The following is a 13,293-nucleotide window of genomic DNA, read 5'->3' on the forward strand; positions in this document are numbered from 1 at the left end:
AACTCGCCGCCCGTTACAAGGCCGGAGTCCACATCGCCTCACTCATCCTCTGGCTCCGTGAACCCATCCAAGATCTTTTGTCAGACAGGACCTAGCGGTCGGCATGTCGACGGCGGCGAAGGCCAGCCTCGATGATGCATGCCACTGCCGACGTCGAGATCCGAACAGCGGAGCGTAACCGGCAGCCGCTCCGGCAGAACTCCGCGTCGTTACTTTGACGTGCTCAGGGAACACGCGTATATTCATGTGCGATCAAATATCTGATGAGACATGGAGAGTCGGGTGCTGCTGACCACCAGCCAGGCGGCCGCCGAACTCGGCATTGCCGTCACGACGTTCCGCCGTCTCGTTCACGCGGGACTGCTCCCCGGGCTATCCAAGAGGGGGGTACGCGTCATGATCCCGCTCGAGACGGTGCAGGCTCTCAGTGAGCGGCCTCCAGCCCCCCTCGATGCGATCAGCGCAAACAGGTTTGCGGTCCTGCGGATGGACACCGCCCGCCCCACGGACTTGGAATCCGACTGGATGGGGTTCTCCGCCGACCTCACGCCGGACGAACTCCTCAAGACCCTGCGGGGCTGGTGGAGGTGCGACGCCGCCGGCGTCGCAGCCGGGGGAGTGCTGCCTGTGACGGTCGCGGGATTCGTCGTCGCCGTCCTCACGAGCCTCAACACCTGGGTCAGTAACGATCACGGCCGGCACGCGTTCCCTGACGCGACTCTCGCAGGCCACGTCACCGACCTCGCCACCCCTGCCATTCATCTCACGGCAACCACCGCCAAAAACCGCACTCTCGCGAAAAGGCTTCTGGGCACCCGCCTGCCCTCGCGCTCCGGCGGACCGATCGCCTACATCTCCACCCCCGAACTGACCGAGGGACCGTGATGGACGCCAAGACCTACAACGCAGCCCTTGCAGAACTCCGCGCGGACCGGGACGAAATCAAGAAGGTCCGGACTGCTCTGGCGAAGCTCGAGGCTGCCCGAGACAAGAAGATCCGCGCACTGACCGGTTACGAGAAGGCGAGCGCCGACCGTATCGCTCCCGCGGCCGGCCTGAGCATCGGGGACATCGTCAAGATCGCCCCCGTGCTTGCCCCCGCGAGCCTTACGGCAGCCCCTGACGGCACTGTTGACGAAGCGCAGCAGACACCCCAAGCACCTGCCGTCGAGACCGGACCGACACACGACGCGGCTCTCGCCCCAGCAGGCGCCGGTCACACAGCCGCGCCGTCTGCCGCTTCGGCCAAGCCTGAACGCCAGGGAGCGCCCGGCGCGGGAGCGCCCGCGCCGGGCGCAGTCGCGCGCGAGCTGCCCGCCATTGCCCAGGGAGAAGAGGGGGACCGTTGGTTCGCCCACACACCGAACCTCGCCTCCACGCACCCGAACTTCACCCAGCAGGCCCGCTCGACCGTCTTCCTCGACACCACCACCGGGATTCTGGTCCACCGCGACCAAACTCTGCGCCTGAACCTGCCGGACACGTCGGCTGCCACCATCCTTCAGGCCGTCTTCCACGCGGTCCCGGAAGGCACCGAGCGGATCTTCGTCACCGCCGGAGACCCCTGGCATCACCAGGCCGAGCAGCACCCGTTCCTCAAGGACGCCGTCGCCGCCTGGCTGAACACGCCGATCCCCGGCTGGCGGACCGACACCGGCCGCGGCAAGGACCGCATGGCAGGGCACTTCGTCCATCCCCGCCACCCCGTCGGCCGCTACCAGAGCGACAACGGCCAGTACCACGTCGAAATCCGGTCCGTGAGGGAGTGGTTCGACGCCGAAGGCGCCGACCCGACCATCGTCCGCGACGCCTTCGTACTGCTGTGGAAAGCGCTGCGCGCCCACTGGGGCGACGCCGTCCTGATGGGCTCACCCTCGCAGACCGGGCGTGACCTGTGGACCCGCACCATCCCCACCCGCGGCCAGCACGCCGACGGCTACCCCGTCCTTTCCGAGGAACTGCGCGGCCTGCTCCACGCCACCGCTGGCCAAGGCCGCACCGAACTCATCACACCGCCCCGAGTGCCGGACAAGCTGCCCGCGCTGGTCGAGTACGACCGCACCTTCGCCTACGCCAAGCACACCTGGAAATCCCCCGTCGGCACCCCCCGCCGCATCACCGCTGCCACCTTCTCGGCCTGGAGCGAGAAAGAACAGGTCAAAGCCCTCTACGGCTGCGGACACTGGCACGTCCGCGTCACCGTCCCCGACACCTGGAACCACGTCGGCATCCTCCCCGCCCCCGCCCCCGGCGACCGCGCCTGGCACTACCCCGCTGCCCCCGGCACCACGTTCACCACCTGGGCCGGCGGCCCCGAGATCTACACCGCCCTGACCAACCCCATCCAGCCCTGGCGGATCGAAATCCTCGACGGCCTCCTGTGGGACGACGGCAAACCACTCGACGACTGGTCGAAGAAGCTCAAAGAAGCCTGGTCCACCCTCGCCGCCCAAGCCCAACTGCACGGCGACCCCGCACAGCGCCAGGCCGCCCACCTCGCCTCCCGCGCCGTACGCTCCCTCCTCCTCTATGGCATCGGCTCCTTCGCCCAGCGCCCCCGCACAGTCACCGGCACCACCCCCCGCACACACGAGCGCGACGTCCCCCCAGACGCCGAGATCATCGGCTTCACCGACGAACAGATCACCTGGCAGCGCCCCACCGGCTTCTCCCGCGACCCCAACGCCCACCCCGAATGGGCCGCCGCCATCTGGTCCGGCGCCCGCGCCGCCCTGCTCTCCCAGCGCATGCGCGAAGACAACACCTACGTCGGCGCCCTCCATGCTCCCCCCGGCACAGTAGTTGCCTTCCGCACCGACGCCGTCTACCTCACCGCACCCCAGAACTGGCCCTACCACGGCCAGCCCGGCGACTACCTCCACAAAGGCCACCTTGCCGGTCCCATCCCCGCGCCTACCACCGAAGACGAACTCCTGGCCCTGCGCGACGCAGGACGCGCAGCCCTGAAGCAGACCGCCACCGCCACAACCGGGCAGGCGTGATGTCACCCCGCAACCGCCGCCCCTCCTCGAAGTTGAACGAAGCCGCCCACCTCGCCGATCAGCTCCAGGCGGCCGGCTTCACCAAACGTGACATCGCCCGCATCATCGACCGCGACGCCTCACTCGTCTCCCAGTTCTACACACGGCACAAAGGCGCGGCCTTCGTCCCCGCCCTCACTCGCGTACTCTCCGCCGTCCAGACCGCAGGCATCACCGACACCAGTGAACTCGCCGCCATCGCCGCTCCCCATATCACCCGCCGCACCACCACCTCTGGCACCCGCGCACGCGTCCGCACCAAAGCCGTCCTCATCACCCCCACCGGGACCGGCACCGGCCGCGTCGGCGCACAAGCCATCGCCTCCGGCTCCACCCGCCTGCGCACCCTGATCGCCGAAGCCGCCCGCCGAGGTCTGCGCCTCGCCTTCACCGTTCGCGTGCCCAGGACCGGATACGTCCTTCCTTCAGGCAGCCGTACCGACTCACCCGGCATTCGCCGTGATGTCGTGCAGCGCTCCGATCACACCGAGGAACGCTCCTACGGCTCTTCCGCCACTGGCGGGTTCGACGCGAGGGAATTCGCTCGTCGTACTGACGACGCAGGAGGGGACGTCACCGCGGCCGTTCATCAGTGGCTTGTCGAGACCGGGCGCATCGACCCGGACGCCCGCATCCTCCATCTTGAGATCCGCACCTGGCGTCCGCGCTGACTGCATGCTGCGGAGGAAGCTGTCCTGGCAAGCAGCTCCGCCGGTTCGCCGTGACCGAGGGCCAACCGGTGATCTTGAGCTGAAGGGGTGTTCACGAGTGTCTCTGACCAGGCGGGACAGAAGCGGTTGAAGATCGTTTCCCGCTGATGGGGCGGCCATTCGATATGGAGTGGAGTCGGGGCGGCCACGCAAGGCAGAGTGGGACGGTGAGTGAACTGTGGGCGCATGCCCTGACGTGGGCAGATGTGGATCCGGCTCGACATCCGTTCGAGATGGACGATGATGCGGCGGAGGAGTTGGCGAGCCTTGTCTGGCCCTTGTTGCCCAGCGCTGAAGTCGCTTGCGAGGATCGCTGGCGTTCGTTGGATCCCGTCAGCGAGTTCCTGGTGGGCCGGTATGGCCGATGGGCCTGTGGATGGAACTGGTCGGTCGGCGAGGGTGACGTCGACGGAGGCGTTGTCGAGGTGTGGTGCTGTTCATCCGACTCCGTGACGACCCCGGATGCGACTGCTGCGCTGGTTGTTGAGGCCCTTCAGGAATGGCGTGGCTGGCTGGAGGACCTGGTGGAGCGGTTCGCGGCCCTGGCTCCACCGGGGAGCACCCCGGTGTCTTCGGCGGACGTCTGGCACTGGGAGCGGGCGTGCACGCGCCTGGTCACCGTGGTGGCTGACCGTACCCAGGCCGAGAGCGGCTGGTACGGGCATTGCATGCAAGTCCTCCGATGGTTTCTCGCCTACAACGGCATCGACGAGGGCCAGGCCGAGGAGATCGTCGAGAACGCGGTCGGCGGCCGGTTCGGCAGTTGGATCGCACCTGACGTTCCGGTGGTCGACGTGGTGAGCTCGCGGTTCGCCAGAGGCGTGGGCGGAATCAGATGACTTCCGGGCCCGGCCAACCGAAGGACAGCCTTGCCGACTGGCTGCTCATCCGGCCGGAGATCTCCTGGCCATCCTGGCGCGGCGCATGCCTCGCCTCCGGAGCGCCAGCCCGCGACGGCTTCCGGAATTTCTTCATGGCAACGCGAGGCGGACGTGACAGCGAGGGAACCGCGCGGGTCCTGACCGCTCTCGAGTTGGCCTTCGCCGACGCGGAGCAGGGCAGGCCGCTGACCTTCGCCCTCATGGCGAAGTGGCAGCGGACCGTGCTGGGCCACGACCTCGTCGGTTTCCGCACGATGCCGGCCTTCGCGAAGGGCGGACGGGAGTGCTACGGCCTTGCACCCGATACGCAGGCACTATTCGAGCACTGTCTGTCCGAGAGCGCTCAACCGGATCTGCCCGTCCCCTCACGCGCTGCCCGGACCTACCTCGACAGCCTCTTCTTCCACCCGTTCGAGGACGGCAATGCCCGCGCAGCAATGCTGGCGTTGGCCTTCGTCCTGGCCCGCGAAGGAACGGCGATCGACCAGGTGCACGCGCTCCAGACCACCCGCTGGGCCAACGACGCCGAGGGAGCGGCCGATCTGGCGGTGCTGCTCGGCATTCTGATCACCGCGGCGGGGCGCCGCCTCTCCAACGGGAGGCAGGCATGAACGAACGCGACGTCCTGCTCAACGAGCTCGCGCAGGGGCTGCGCCCGATATCAGAGGGCATCGAATGGTTCGACGGCCTCGGCCAGGAAGAGCAGGCCCAGACTCTACGGTTCCTGGTTCACCACTGCACCCAGGCGCGCGCAGTCCCCGAAGACGGACCGGAGAGCATCCGCCGTGCTGGGCTGCGCCCGACGCATACGCCCGCAGTGCTGATCTCACGAGGCCGGATCGACGAGCAGCTGGGAAAGATTGCCGGTCTCGCGCCTCTCGACGAACGCCGCAAGGCGTTCAGGCTGCTGATCGCGGTGCTCACGATTGCCGACGCGCGGCGCCGCAAGCGCTTCTGCTCCGGCGGCTGCAGTCACTGGTGGCACAGACTGTCCGCCGCCTGAAGCCCCGGCACAGCGCCCCTGAGGCCAGTTCCCAGTTGAGCGTTTTCTGCGGACAGGATCAGTCCCACCAGAAGTCCCAGCGGTGGGCGTCGGTGATCCGCTCGGCGTATGCAGGTAGTGTGTACGGCCTGCTGCCCTGCCAGATGTTGTCCGGGCAGAAGGCGAAGTGCTCGGCCGCCACCAGGAGAGCCTCGTGCTCGCCCGCAGGCGGCGTGGCGACACTGAGGTGCAGCGTGGAAAACCCGACCGCTACGACACGGGCGCCGAACCGGTGCTCCCAGTCGCGGACGACCGCGGAGAACTTCGCGGTGTCGTTGTCGTAGTTGCAGGGGCCGGCCCAGCCCGCGGCTGTCAGCGCCTCGGCACCGGATGCTGCGGCGACGAGCCCCAGACGCGTCTGGGGGCGGTCAGCGAGGAACGCCTGCGCGAACCCGGCGGCCAGTTGATCGGGGTTCGTTGTCGTCTCCCGACTGGGCGCGAGACCGGGCCAAGTCTTCCCGAAGGGAGCCGTGACGGCGAGGCGCCTGCCTGCGTCGAGCATGTCGTCTTCGTCGACCGCTGTGTAGATATCCCACCACCGTGCGAGGAGGCTGGCAGAGTCGTGGTTTGCCGGGGAGGACATCTGCTCGGGAAAGACCTCTCCGGATCCCCACGGACGGAATCCGCCGTCGTTCGGGTCCAGCGAGTCGAGCAGCAGCGGCCACAGGCCGGAACGTGTGTGTTCGGCGTGCATCCGCGTCCATAGCTCGGCCGTGGCCGGCCCGTCACTGAGCCAGAGGGGTTGTACATCTCCGTCGCCCTCATCGGACGTGACCATCCGACCGGGCGGAAGCATGCTTTCGAGGCCGAATCGGGTTTCGGGGTGCATGGGGCGGATGCTGGCGCGGTGACCGGGAGGTATCACTGGGAGGGTCCCAGCACTCGATCGCGGAACTGCTGGAAAGCGTGCCAGCCCGACGTCTGCCCCGGAGTGATCAGGTCCCCTTCGGCGCAGTCGAGCGCCTTGCACCGCAGAGCTTCGGCGAGACGGAGGACGGGCGTCAGCACGTCGTCGCCGGAGCCCCGGATGTGGAGCATGAGGGAGTCCACCGGGTCTTCTGAGCCGATGTTGAGCTCAATAGACCACGTGGGGCCGGAAAGTTCACCCCACGCGGGGTCCGAGAGATCAAGATCGGGAACGGCCTGGGTGACAGCCGCGAGTACGTCGTGTCGCCCGCCAAGCGGGTCCGGGGTGTAGTCGGCAGGGATCTCCTGCACCGAGGTGACACCGTCGGGCAGGCGAAGGAGGATCACGTCCCAGCTCATGATGGCCTTCCGGATAGGACTCGAGTAGCGGTTACGGCGGGTCAGCTCAGGCTGGTGTCTGTCGGAATCACGGGATGTTGCCGACTGCTGTCAGTACGAATACAGCGCGGTCAAGGCGGGGAGCCTGCGAGCCATCTCTTCACGATCGTCAAAATCGAAGTCCCAGGCAGGGTCCAGACACGGGTACCGGATGGTGAAGGCGTCGGCGGGAAGTTCCTGACCAGTGGCCTTCTCGTGTGCGTTCCAGACGATGCTCAGCATGTCTTCGCAGTCGAGGTCTGTGCCCTCAGCCGCGGCAGTGCGGACGTGGGAGAGTTCGGCAAGTGTGTCGGGGACTGCAAGGACGCGCTCGAATGTCGTACGTCCTTGTGCGATCAGCCAGCCTCGGAAGTAGTCGAAGCCATCGTCCGAGCAGCCGCCGTTGACGACATAGGCGGCGGCCCACAGCCGGTTCTGGTAGGAGTCGGCCATGAGATCCCACAGGGTCTGCTGTGCCGCGGTGATCTCTTGGACTGAGCAGCGAGTAAGCAAAGCGGAGGCACAGTCGGCGATATCGGAACCTTCCCTGGTGTCAGGTACGCGTTCACGGGCTTTCTCGATCAACATCCAGAACTGCTCCTTGTTCATGGCCGCGAGCATGCCACCACGTACTGACAACGGCTCCCGGACCGGTGCCTGTCAGAGGGCACGGCTACCGTGCTGGCGTGTCGAACTCATATACGACGTTGTGGACCAACGACTTGTGCCGAGAGCTTGAGCGGTCCGGCTATGCCGGTCAGCGACTGACGATGCTGTTCGGCGGGCCGCACCAGTCGCTGCCGAGCTTCCAGCGCGCGGGGGTGCAGCCTGGCGACCGCATCTACCCCGTGCGAGCCCACCGCACCCGCCTCCATGTGCTGGGGATGTTGGAGGTAGCTCACATCGTTCCCTACGAGAACGTCGGCTCGGTGCTTCCCGATGATGACTACGTGAAGTTGCTGGACTGGCGCCCGCTCAAGGCTGGATGTGTCACTGAAGTGCTTGTCGGACCGCCAGGTGCCCCGCTCACCTTCGACACGGTCGTCCCCGGGGACTTTCTGGAGCGGCTGAGGTTCACATCTCGTCGTGGCGAGCGCCTGCTCAAGTACGTCGAGGACGGGCGCCTGATCCGCTCGGTGAGCCTCCAGGGCATCTATCGCCTCGCCGCCGACTCCGCCGAAGAGCTTGACCAGCTGGTTCGCCACGACGGTCCGAGTGGAGGAGCCGATGAAGTTTGATGAAATCAAGGCGTCCTTCTGGAGCGGACACACCTACGGTGTCCAGCCCACCTTGACCCAGGCGACCGTCGCCGAAGCGGAGCACGTCCTCGGGCTGCGACTCCCCGAATCGCTGCTCGACCTTCTGCGTGTGCAAAACGGCGGCGGCGTCACGGCCGACCGGAATGCCTTTCCGACCATTCAGCCAACTTCGTGGAGCGAGGACCACATCCCGTTCACCGAGTTGATGGGGATCGGCACCGGCGGGCACGGCTTGTCGCTGGTGGACACGCCGTACCTGGTGGAGGAGTGGGTAATTCCGTCTCCAGTCGTGCTGCTGTCCGGTGACGGCCACTACTGGATCGGGCTCGACTACCGAGCCTGCGGCGCGTTGGGGGAACCGCCGGTGACCTGGTTCGACACCGACTCCGGCGCAGAACTGCCGCTCGCGGCAGACTTCCGGGCATTCGTGGAGGGCCTCCAGCCTCTCAGCCGGTTCGAGTGAGCGGCCGTGGAGCCGGTCGAACGTCCGGTCTTCGCATTCTGCGGCGGCAACGAAAGGCGCTGGTGAGGTTGGCCAGCTCTGCTGCGACAGTGTGGATGATGGTGCGGTGACGAGGATCAGCGGAGACCACGTGAAGGTTCATTTCCGCATGGATGTGGATGAGGAGGGCTGGCCGCCGGCAAGCGTCGAGAGCTTGTGGGCAGTTGATCTCGGCGACGGCTCGGTGCGGTTGGACAACACGCCCTGGTTCGCACGCGGAGTCGCCAGCGGGGACATCATCCGAGTGGAAGCCGACGACGACGGTGTTCGCTGGGCCGGGGAGACGGTCCGGGCCTCGGAGCACTGCACCATCAGGTTGATCGTGCTGAAGGACAGTGGTGCAGCTACCGCCCGTCAGACCGTGCTGAAGACTTTTCATCGCCTCGGCACCACCGGCGAGGGGATCGAGCAATTCAGGATGGTGGCTCTTGACGTCCCGCCCGATGCGGATCTGCCACGGATTCGGAAGCTCCTGGAGCATGGCCAAGCTGAGGGGTCGTGGCACTGGGAGGAAGGGTGCGTCACCGCCGCTTGGCGATCCACGGCCACCACTTGACCGTCGTGTTGGCTTTGATCGTCTCCCTCGGATGCCATGCGCTCAGCCTCAATTGCTGTCCGCCCATTCGTCGCTGTTCCACATGACGGGCATGGCGCCGGCAGGTTCGATAGATCGGACGGGATCTCGTGAACTCTTCCTGAGTGAACTCAAGAACAGTCGAGCTGGAGGTGCCCGAGTGCCTCAGCCCGGCGTGCAGCAGGGCTGGGCTGCTGCACGCCGGGGACTGTCGTTGCTGCTGGGAGATCAGCCCCATATGCCGAGGCTGATCTCCTCGAAGAACTTGCTCCACTCGCCGTCCTCGCTGGCGAAGGGTGTGCCGTCGACCTGGACGATGGTGTTGCGGAGACGGTCGATGGCTTCTTCGCCTGCCTGGGCGTCGTCGTGGGGGAGTTTCTGGAGTTCGGCGAGTCCGGTTTCGACGCAGTGAGGGTGTGGACGAGTGAGGAGACGTCCTGGTGCATGGGGACGTAGAACTCCTCGCCCTCGGCGAACGAGTAGACGTTCCCGGTCCTCGGGTCGAGGGCGACCGTGGCGTACTGGAACTCCCCAAGGACCTCCCAGTGCGAGGCGTCCTTGGGAAGCGTGGCGCCGTCGGCGTCGAACGCGGCCTTGAGGGACGGCTGGCACGGTGTACACGGCGGCGAGGTTCCCCTCCTTGCCGTGCTTGAGCAGGGGGGTATCCGAGGGTTCGCTCGGAGTAGGAGCCTTCGCTGTCGCCGACGAGGATGATCTCTTTGCCGGTCTTGGGGTCGATGTACTGGTCGGCGGCGAAGTTGGAGCCGGTGTAGTCCTGCTTGGCGAAGCGTGCGATCTCTGTCGCGCGGGACAAGTCCGTGCCCCCGGGGTCGATCTTCGTCGAGGTGACCTTCGGGCAACCGGCGAACCTTTGCCGCTGCAGTCAGTGCCTGCTGACTCAGATCAGGACCGCCCGCCACCCTTGCAGTCCCGGGGCGAACGATCCACCCCAACGCAGACCAGCCTCTGGACTGCCCCCTGTCGGCTGCTCTCTGCCGAACCGGAGGCACACTCGCTGCCGGAGCACTGCCTTCAGGCTCTGCCGCCAACCCAGTACACCGGGCCTGACGAGGACGAAGGACGGGAGCCGGGAGGCATCGCCGGGGTCAGGCTCCTCGGGATAGACCCAGCCGGCCTCCACCTCGGATTGGCAGGCACCGACGCTCGCGTCACTATCGCCGGGCCGGACCCCAGGCAGTGGCGGACCATCGTCACCCAACACCGGGCCTCATGCCCTGACCGCGACCTCCTCTCACTGTGGGAGGCGCCCGCGGTGAGCCCATTCGAGTCTGCCTACCTGGCAGCAGACCCCCCCCTGGTGGCAGGAGCAAGCAGACCACGCGTGGGTCGCCAGCGGCCTGCTGCGCCGCAAACCGTCCACAGCCGCTCGGCGGACAGGTGGACGAAGCGGCTCGGGTACAGCGGGGATCCGCCGTTCTGGCGTCGTCCGCGCGGGCGGGGGCGATACTGATCGTGACAGTCGTCCCACCGCCGGGTCGGCCTCGGACGCGGGCTCGGTCGGTGGGGTCGCACCTTTGCCGATGTCTGCGAGGGGAGCCGTTCATGACCACGGCGAAAGACCTGTTCATCATCGCCATTGACCTGAAGCGTTCCGTGGGGCAAGGAGACCTGTCCCTCGCACTCGCGGGAGCCGAGCTGATCGATCTCATGGGTGCGGGGGCGGTCGCCGTGGACGGCGACCGCATCGTGCCGGGTGGACCGTCGACGTTGGACGATCGGTTCCTGGACGAGGCTGCGGCAGGACTCACGCGACAGGCGCCCTACGAGCGGATCGAGGACTGGCTGTGGCGCCGGGGCCGAGACCTCTCGGCGGCGTACCAGGCCGCACTGGAGAAGAACGGTGAGCTGAAGCCGCAGCAAAGCGGCCGGTTGTCCTTCGGCACGGAACGCGTGGAACCGGCCGATACGCCCGCACGCCGCCGTGCAGCCGACCGCTGGAAAGAGAAGGAACCCGTCCTGGCCGCCCTCGCCTCCGTCGTGGGCATCGACGACGAACGCTCCGACGATGAGGCCGGCCTCGATGACGAGGCGGTGACGACCGTGGTGGCCGCCGTCCACGACGCGGTGATGGAGCTGGAGGCCGTACGCCAGAGGCGGACCATCGAGAACAGGGCCTTCGCCAACCTCTGGCGGGGACCGTGAGCCGAGCCCGCCTTCGGGGGCGCGGTCAGGTCCGACGGCGGCAGTGAGCGGTCGTGCGGCCGCCGGGCGGCGCTACGGCATGTCCGTGGGCCAGTTCCGGTCAGGGCCGCGCCGCCTCCACCTGGAAACCGGGTGGGCGTCCGGCCCACAGTCCGATCACGGTGTCTCATGAGACACGGCCAGTCTGGAGAACGACGGCTACAGATGCCTTCTGTTCACCCCGGACCGACCGGGCGCGCCGCTGCTGCTGCAGTCCAGCTGCGGCAGCCTGATCCAGCGACGCTTCCCCGGCCTCCTCACCGCGGCGGCGCAGCTTCCGTACGGCCTGTTCCTCGACGGCGTTATGTGACCTGTACGGGTGTCTCAGACCCAAGGTGTCTCAGGTGGCGCACCTCCGTAGACGAGACGCGTTCGCCGCCGATGATTCGGGGAGCCGAGGATGGAGATAGGGTCGTGGGGCCGTTGTCCGGTCCCAGCGATGTGTAGGCAGTCCCCGCTTTTCTGTAGGCGAGTGCGCTCGCGTCCCAGTTTTCTGTAGGCAGGTTCCGAGACCGTCGGCCTTGTGTCCGTGGCTGGGCGCTCCTACGGTCGTGCCGTCAGTCGGCGGCATTCCGGAGGCCCGGTGTCTGCCCCAGCTATGTGTAGGGAGTCCCACGCTTTTGTGGGTGAGTGGCCCACGTTCCGTTGATGTGTAGGCGGGATCTGCATCTGATGGCACGAATTATGCTGAGGCCCCGCCTCATCAGCTCAGGGAGCTTCGTGCCGCCGTCCTTCGCTCATCAGATAACCAAGTACAACCCCGCCGGCCGTGACGAGCGCGGGCACTACTTGGGTGCTGAGGACACGGTGAGCGACCACGGACCGGTGGAGGCGGCCTACTTGGAAGCGATCGCTGCCTTCGCACGGGAAGCGGGCATCGACACACTGGAGATCGGTGAACCCGAGGTCACCGGGTTCGTCAACTTCGGCCTGGAAGAACGGATTGACGGCCACGGCCTCGCTGGTCTGTTCCCGCCGGACCTGACTGGCTATTAAGACGGTGCCGAAGTTTCACTGTCTGTAGCGTTGGAGCTGGTGCGTACCATGCTCCGCGACGAGGGTGCTTGGTGCCGGTTGGAGCGCGAGGACACGTTCACCATCCACGTCGGGTGGGACCAGTACGTGTACGTCAGCAGCGACCGACCCTGCGACGCAGCGGTCGCTCAGACACGTGAAGTCGGCCTGTTTGCGCAACCGATCAGCGCCTCCCCCTACGCGGCAGGTCTTGAGGAACTTGAAGTGACCGAGGCTGCTCACGAGGACTTCTGGGAACGAGTCCGCGTCGAACTCGCGTCGCAACAGACGCTGCTCCTGGAAGAGGCCTACGTCCGTAACGCGACCCGTTGGCACCGCCTCACCGCGAGCAATCTCGACCCGGTACGTGCTGGGCTCGGTCCTCGCGCGCTCCTGACGATCTGGCCGGACCTCAGCCCCGATGTTGACGAGGTCCTTGCTGCGCTGCCCGCGGACGCCTCCATGGACTTCGTCTGGGAGGCACCGAACGGAACGATCCGCCACGTCACCATCGACGAAACCGATCACCAACAGCTCGCCCCCCTGGTCGCGGGCGCGAAAGCAGCCTGCTCTTTGGCCCTGATTCTCGACGAGCGCCACCCGCTGTTCCATGCTGCCTTGCCGGATAGCGACGGCGTGCTGCGCGCCAGGTGGTGACTAGGGCCTCTCGTTCGGATCATGCCGGGCTCGCGTGCCCTGGCACCGCGCCTCGCCGCGTTGTCGTCGGTCGCCAACGCTCCGCGTTGGCTCCCTCCTCCGCCTTGCGATCCGTCCCCTCGGCCCT

16 protein-coding genes are annotated in these 13,293 nt (G+C 66.9%); 12 read left to right on the top strand and 4 right to left on the bottom strand.

Annotated elements, in window-relative coordinates; genetic code table 11:
• The first annotated feature begins 282 nt into the window (after window positions 1-282).
• The 6 genes from ABZY12_RS33675 (at window position 283) to ABZY12_RS33700 (ending at window position 5,635) form a co-directional block, all read left to right on the top strand.
• Window positions 283-885 (top strand): helix-turn-helix domain-containing protein, encoded by a 603-nt coding sequence (locus tag ABZY12_RS33675; protein ID WP_356897159.1) that lies wholly within the window; start codon window positions 283-285, stop codon window positions 883-885.
• Entirely contained in the window at window positions 885-3,002 is a 2,118-nt protein-coding gene (locus ABZY12_RS33680) for a hypothetical protein (protein ID WP_356897161.1), read from the top strand. The genes ABZY12_RS33675 and ABZY12_RS33680 overlap by 1 nt, the downstream gene beginning before the upstream one ends.
• A complete protein-coding gene (locus ABZY12_RS33685; protein WP_356897163.1) occupies window positions 3,002-3,712 on the top strand; it encodes a helix-turn-helix domain containing protein in 711 nt (236 codons plus the stop codon). The genes ABZY12_RS33680 and ABZY12_RS33685 overlap by 1 nt, the downstream gene beginning before the upstream one ends.
• 206 nt (window positions 3,713-3,918) lie before the next feature.
• Window positions 3,919-4,590 carry a hypothetical protein gene (locus tag ABZY12_RS33690; protein ID WP_356897165.1) on the top strand — a complete coding sequence of 224 codons (672 nt, stop codon included), beginning with the start codon at window positions 3,919-3,921 and terminating at the stop codon, window positions 4,588-4,590.
• Window positions 4,587-5,243, top strand: coding sequence for a Fic family protein (locus ABZY12_RS33695; protein ID WP_356897167.1), 657 nt, complete (start codon window positions 4,587-4,589; stop codon window positions 5,241-5,243). Before ABZY12_RS33690 ends, ABZY12_RS33695 begins: the two co-directional genes overlap by 4 nt.
• Window positions 5,240-5,635, top strand: a complete 396-nt coding sequence (locus ABZY12_RS33700) for a DUF5958 family protein (protein ID WP_356897169.1) — start codon at window positions 5,240-5,242, stop codon at window positions 5,633-5,635. The genes ABZY12_RS33695 and ABZY12_RS33700 overlap by 4 nt, the downstream gene beginning before the upstream one ends.
• Window positions 5,636-5,693: 58 nt before the next feature.
• On the opposite strand, the gene ABZY12_RS33705 is transcribed toward ABZY12_RS33700, so the two are convergent.
• The 3 genes from ABZY12_RS33705 to ABZY12_RS33715 form a co-directional block, all read right to left on the bottom strand.
• The gene (locus tag ABZY12_RS33705) at window positions 5,694-6,503 is read right to left on the bottom strand and encodes a DUF4253 domain-containing protein (protein WP_356897171.1); all 810 of its coding nucleotides are present in this window, start codon (window positions 6,501-6,503) and stop codon (window positions 5,694-5,696) included.
• Window positions 6,504-6,535: 32 nt separating this feature from the next.
• The gene (locus ABZY12_RS33710) at window positions 6,536-6,940 is read right to left on the bottom strand and encodes a hypothetical protein (protein ID WP_356897173.1); all 405 of its coding nucleotides are present in this window, start codon (window positions 6,938-6,940) and stop codon (window positions 6,536-6,538) included.
• 90 nt (window positions 6,941-7,030) lie between these two features.
• A complete protein-coding gene (locus tag ABZY12_RS33715) occupies window positions 7,031-7,567 on the bottom strand; it encodes a DUF4240 domain-containing protein (RefSeq protein WP_356897175.1) in 537 nt (178 codons plus the stop codon).
• A gap of 77 nt (window positions 7,568-7,644) precedes the next feature.
• On the opposite strand from ABZY12_RS33715, the gene ABZY12_RS33720 reads away from it, so the two are divergent.
• The 3 genes from ABZY12_RS33720 to ABZY12_RS33730 all read left to right on the top strand — a co-directional run bounded on the left by ABZY12_RS33720 (window position 7,645) and on the right by ABZY12_RS33730 (window position 9,275).
• Entirely contained in the window at window positions 7,645-8,196 is a 552-nt protein-coding gene (locus ABZY12_RS33720) for a hypothetical protein (protein WP_356897177.1), read from the top strand.
• Window positions 8,186-8,680 carry an SMI1/KNR4 family protein gene (locus tag ABZY12_RS33725; RefSeq protein WP_356897179.1) on the top strand — a complete coding sequence of 165 codons (495 nt, stop codon included), beginning with the start codon at window positions 8,186-8,188 and terminating at the stop codon, window positions 8,678-8,680. Before ABZY12_RS33720 ends, ABZY12_RS33725 begins: the two co-directional genes overlap by 11 nt.
• A 106-nt stretch (window positions 8,681-8,786) precedes the next feature.
• On the top strand, window positions 8,787-9,275 hold the full coding sequence (locus tag ABZY12_RS33730; protein WP_356897181.1) for a DUF4265 domain-containing protein: 489 nt from the start codon (window positions 8,787-8,789) through the stop codon (window positions 9,273-9,275).
• A 149-nt stretch (window positions 9,276-9,424) separates the two neighbouring features.
• Here ABZY12_RS33730 and ABZY12_RS33735 read toward each other — a convergent pair whose 3' ends face one another.
• Window positions 9,425-10,303, bottom strand: coding sequence for an SUKH-4 family immunity protein (locus ABZY12_RS33735; RefSeq protein ID WP_356897189.1), 879 nt, complete (start codon window positions 10,301-10,303; stop codon window positions 9,425-9,427).
• Between the two features lie 553 nt (window positions 10,304-10,856).
• On the opposite strand from ABZY12_RS33735, the gene ABZY12_RS33740 reads away from it, so the two are divergent.
• The 3 genes from ABZY12_RS33740 (at window position 10,857) to ABZY12_RS33750 (ending at window position 13,166) form a co-directional block, all read left to right on the top strand.
• Complete coding sequence (locus ABZY12_RS33740; RefSeq protein ID WP_356897183.1) at window positions 10,857-11,456, top strand: GPP34 family phosphoprotein; 600 nt, start codon at window positions 10,857-10,859, stop codon at window positions 11,454-11,456.
• A gap of 759 nt (window positions 11,457-12,215) precedes the next feature.
• Complete coding sequence (locus tag ABZY12_RS33745; protein ID WP_356897185.1) at window positions 12,216-12,491, top strand: hypothetical protein; 276 nt, start codon at window positions 12,216-12,218, stop codon at window positions 12,489-12,491.
• Between the two features lie 39 nt (window positions 12,492-12,530).
• A complete protein-coding gene (locus ABZY12_RS33750) occupies window positions 12,531-13,166 on the top strand; it encodes a hypothetical protein (RefSeq protein WP_356897187.1) in 636 nt (211 codons plus the stop codon).
• Window positions 13,167-13,293 lie beyond the last annotated feature (127 nt).

Source organism: Streptomyces sp. NPDC006551 (assembly GCF_040611675.1).
GTDB lineage: Bacteria > Actinomycetota > Actinomycetes > Streptomycetales > Streptomycetaceae > Streptomyces.

Coding starts and splice junctions, on each gene's coding strand:
- ABZY12_RS33680 (WP_356897161.1), top strand. CDS start 885: ATGGACGCCAAGACCTACAACGCAGCCCTTGCAGAACTCCGCGCGGAC.
- ABZY12_RS33685 (WP_356897163.1), top strand. CDS start 3,002: ATGTCACCCCGCAACCGCCGCCCCTCCTCGAAGTTGAACGAAGCCGCC.
- ABZY12_RS33695 (WP_356897167.1), top strand. CDS start 4,587: ATGACTTCCGGGCCCGGCCAACCGAAGGACAGCCTTGCCGACTGGCTG.
- ABZY12_RS33700 (WP_356897169.1), top strand. CDS start 5,240: ATGAACGAACGCGACGTCCTGCTCAACGAGCTCGCGCAGGGGCTGCGC.
- ABZY12_RS33705 (WP_356897171.1), bottom strand. CDS start 6,503: ATGCACCCCGAAACCCGATTCGGCCTCGAAAGCATGCTTCCGCCCGGT.
- ABZY12_RS33710 (WP_356897173.1), bottom strand. CDS start 6,940: ATGAGCTGGGACGTGATCCTCCTTCGCCTGCCCGACGGTGTCACCTCG.
- ABZY12_RS33715 (WP_356897175.1), bottom strand. CDS start 7,567: ATGAACAAGGAGCAGTTCTGGATGTTGATCGAGAAAGCCCGTGAACGC.
- ABZY12_RS33725 (WP_356897179.1), top strand. CDS start 8,186: ATGAAGTTTGATGAAATCAAGGCGTCCTTCTGGAGCGGACACACCTAC.
- ABZY12_RS33740 (WP_356897183.1), top strand. CDS start 10,857: ATGACCACGGCGAAAGACCTGTTCATCATCGCCATTGACCTGAAGCGT.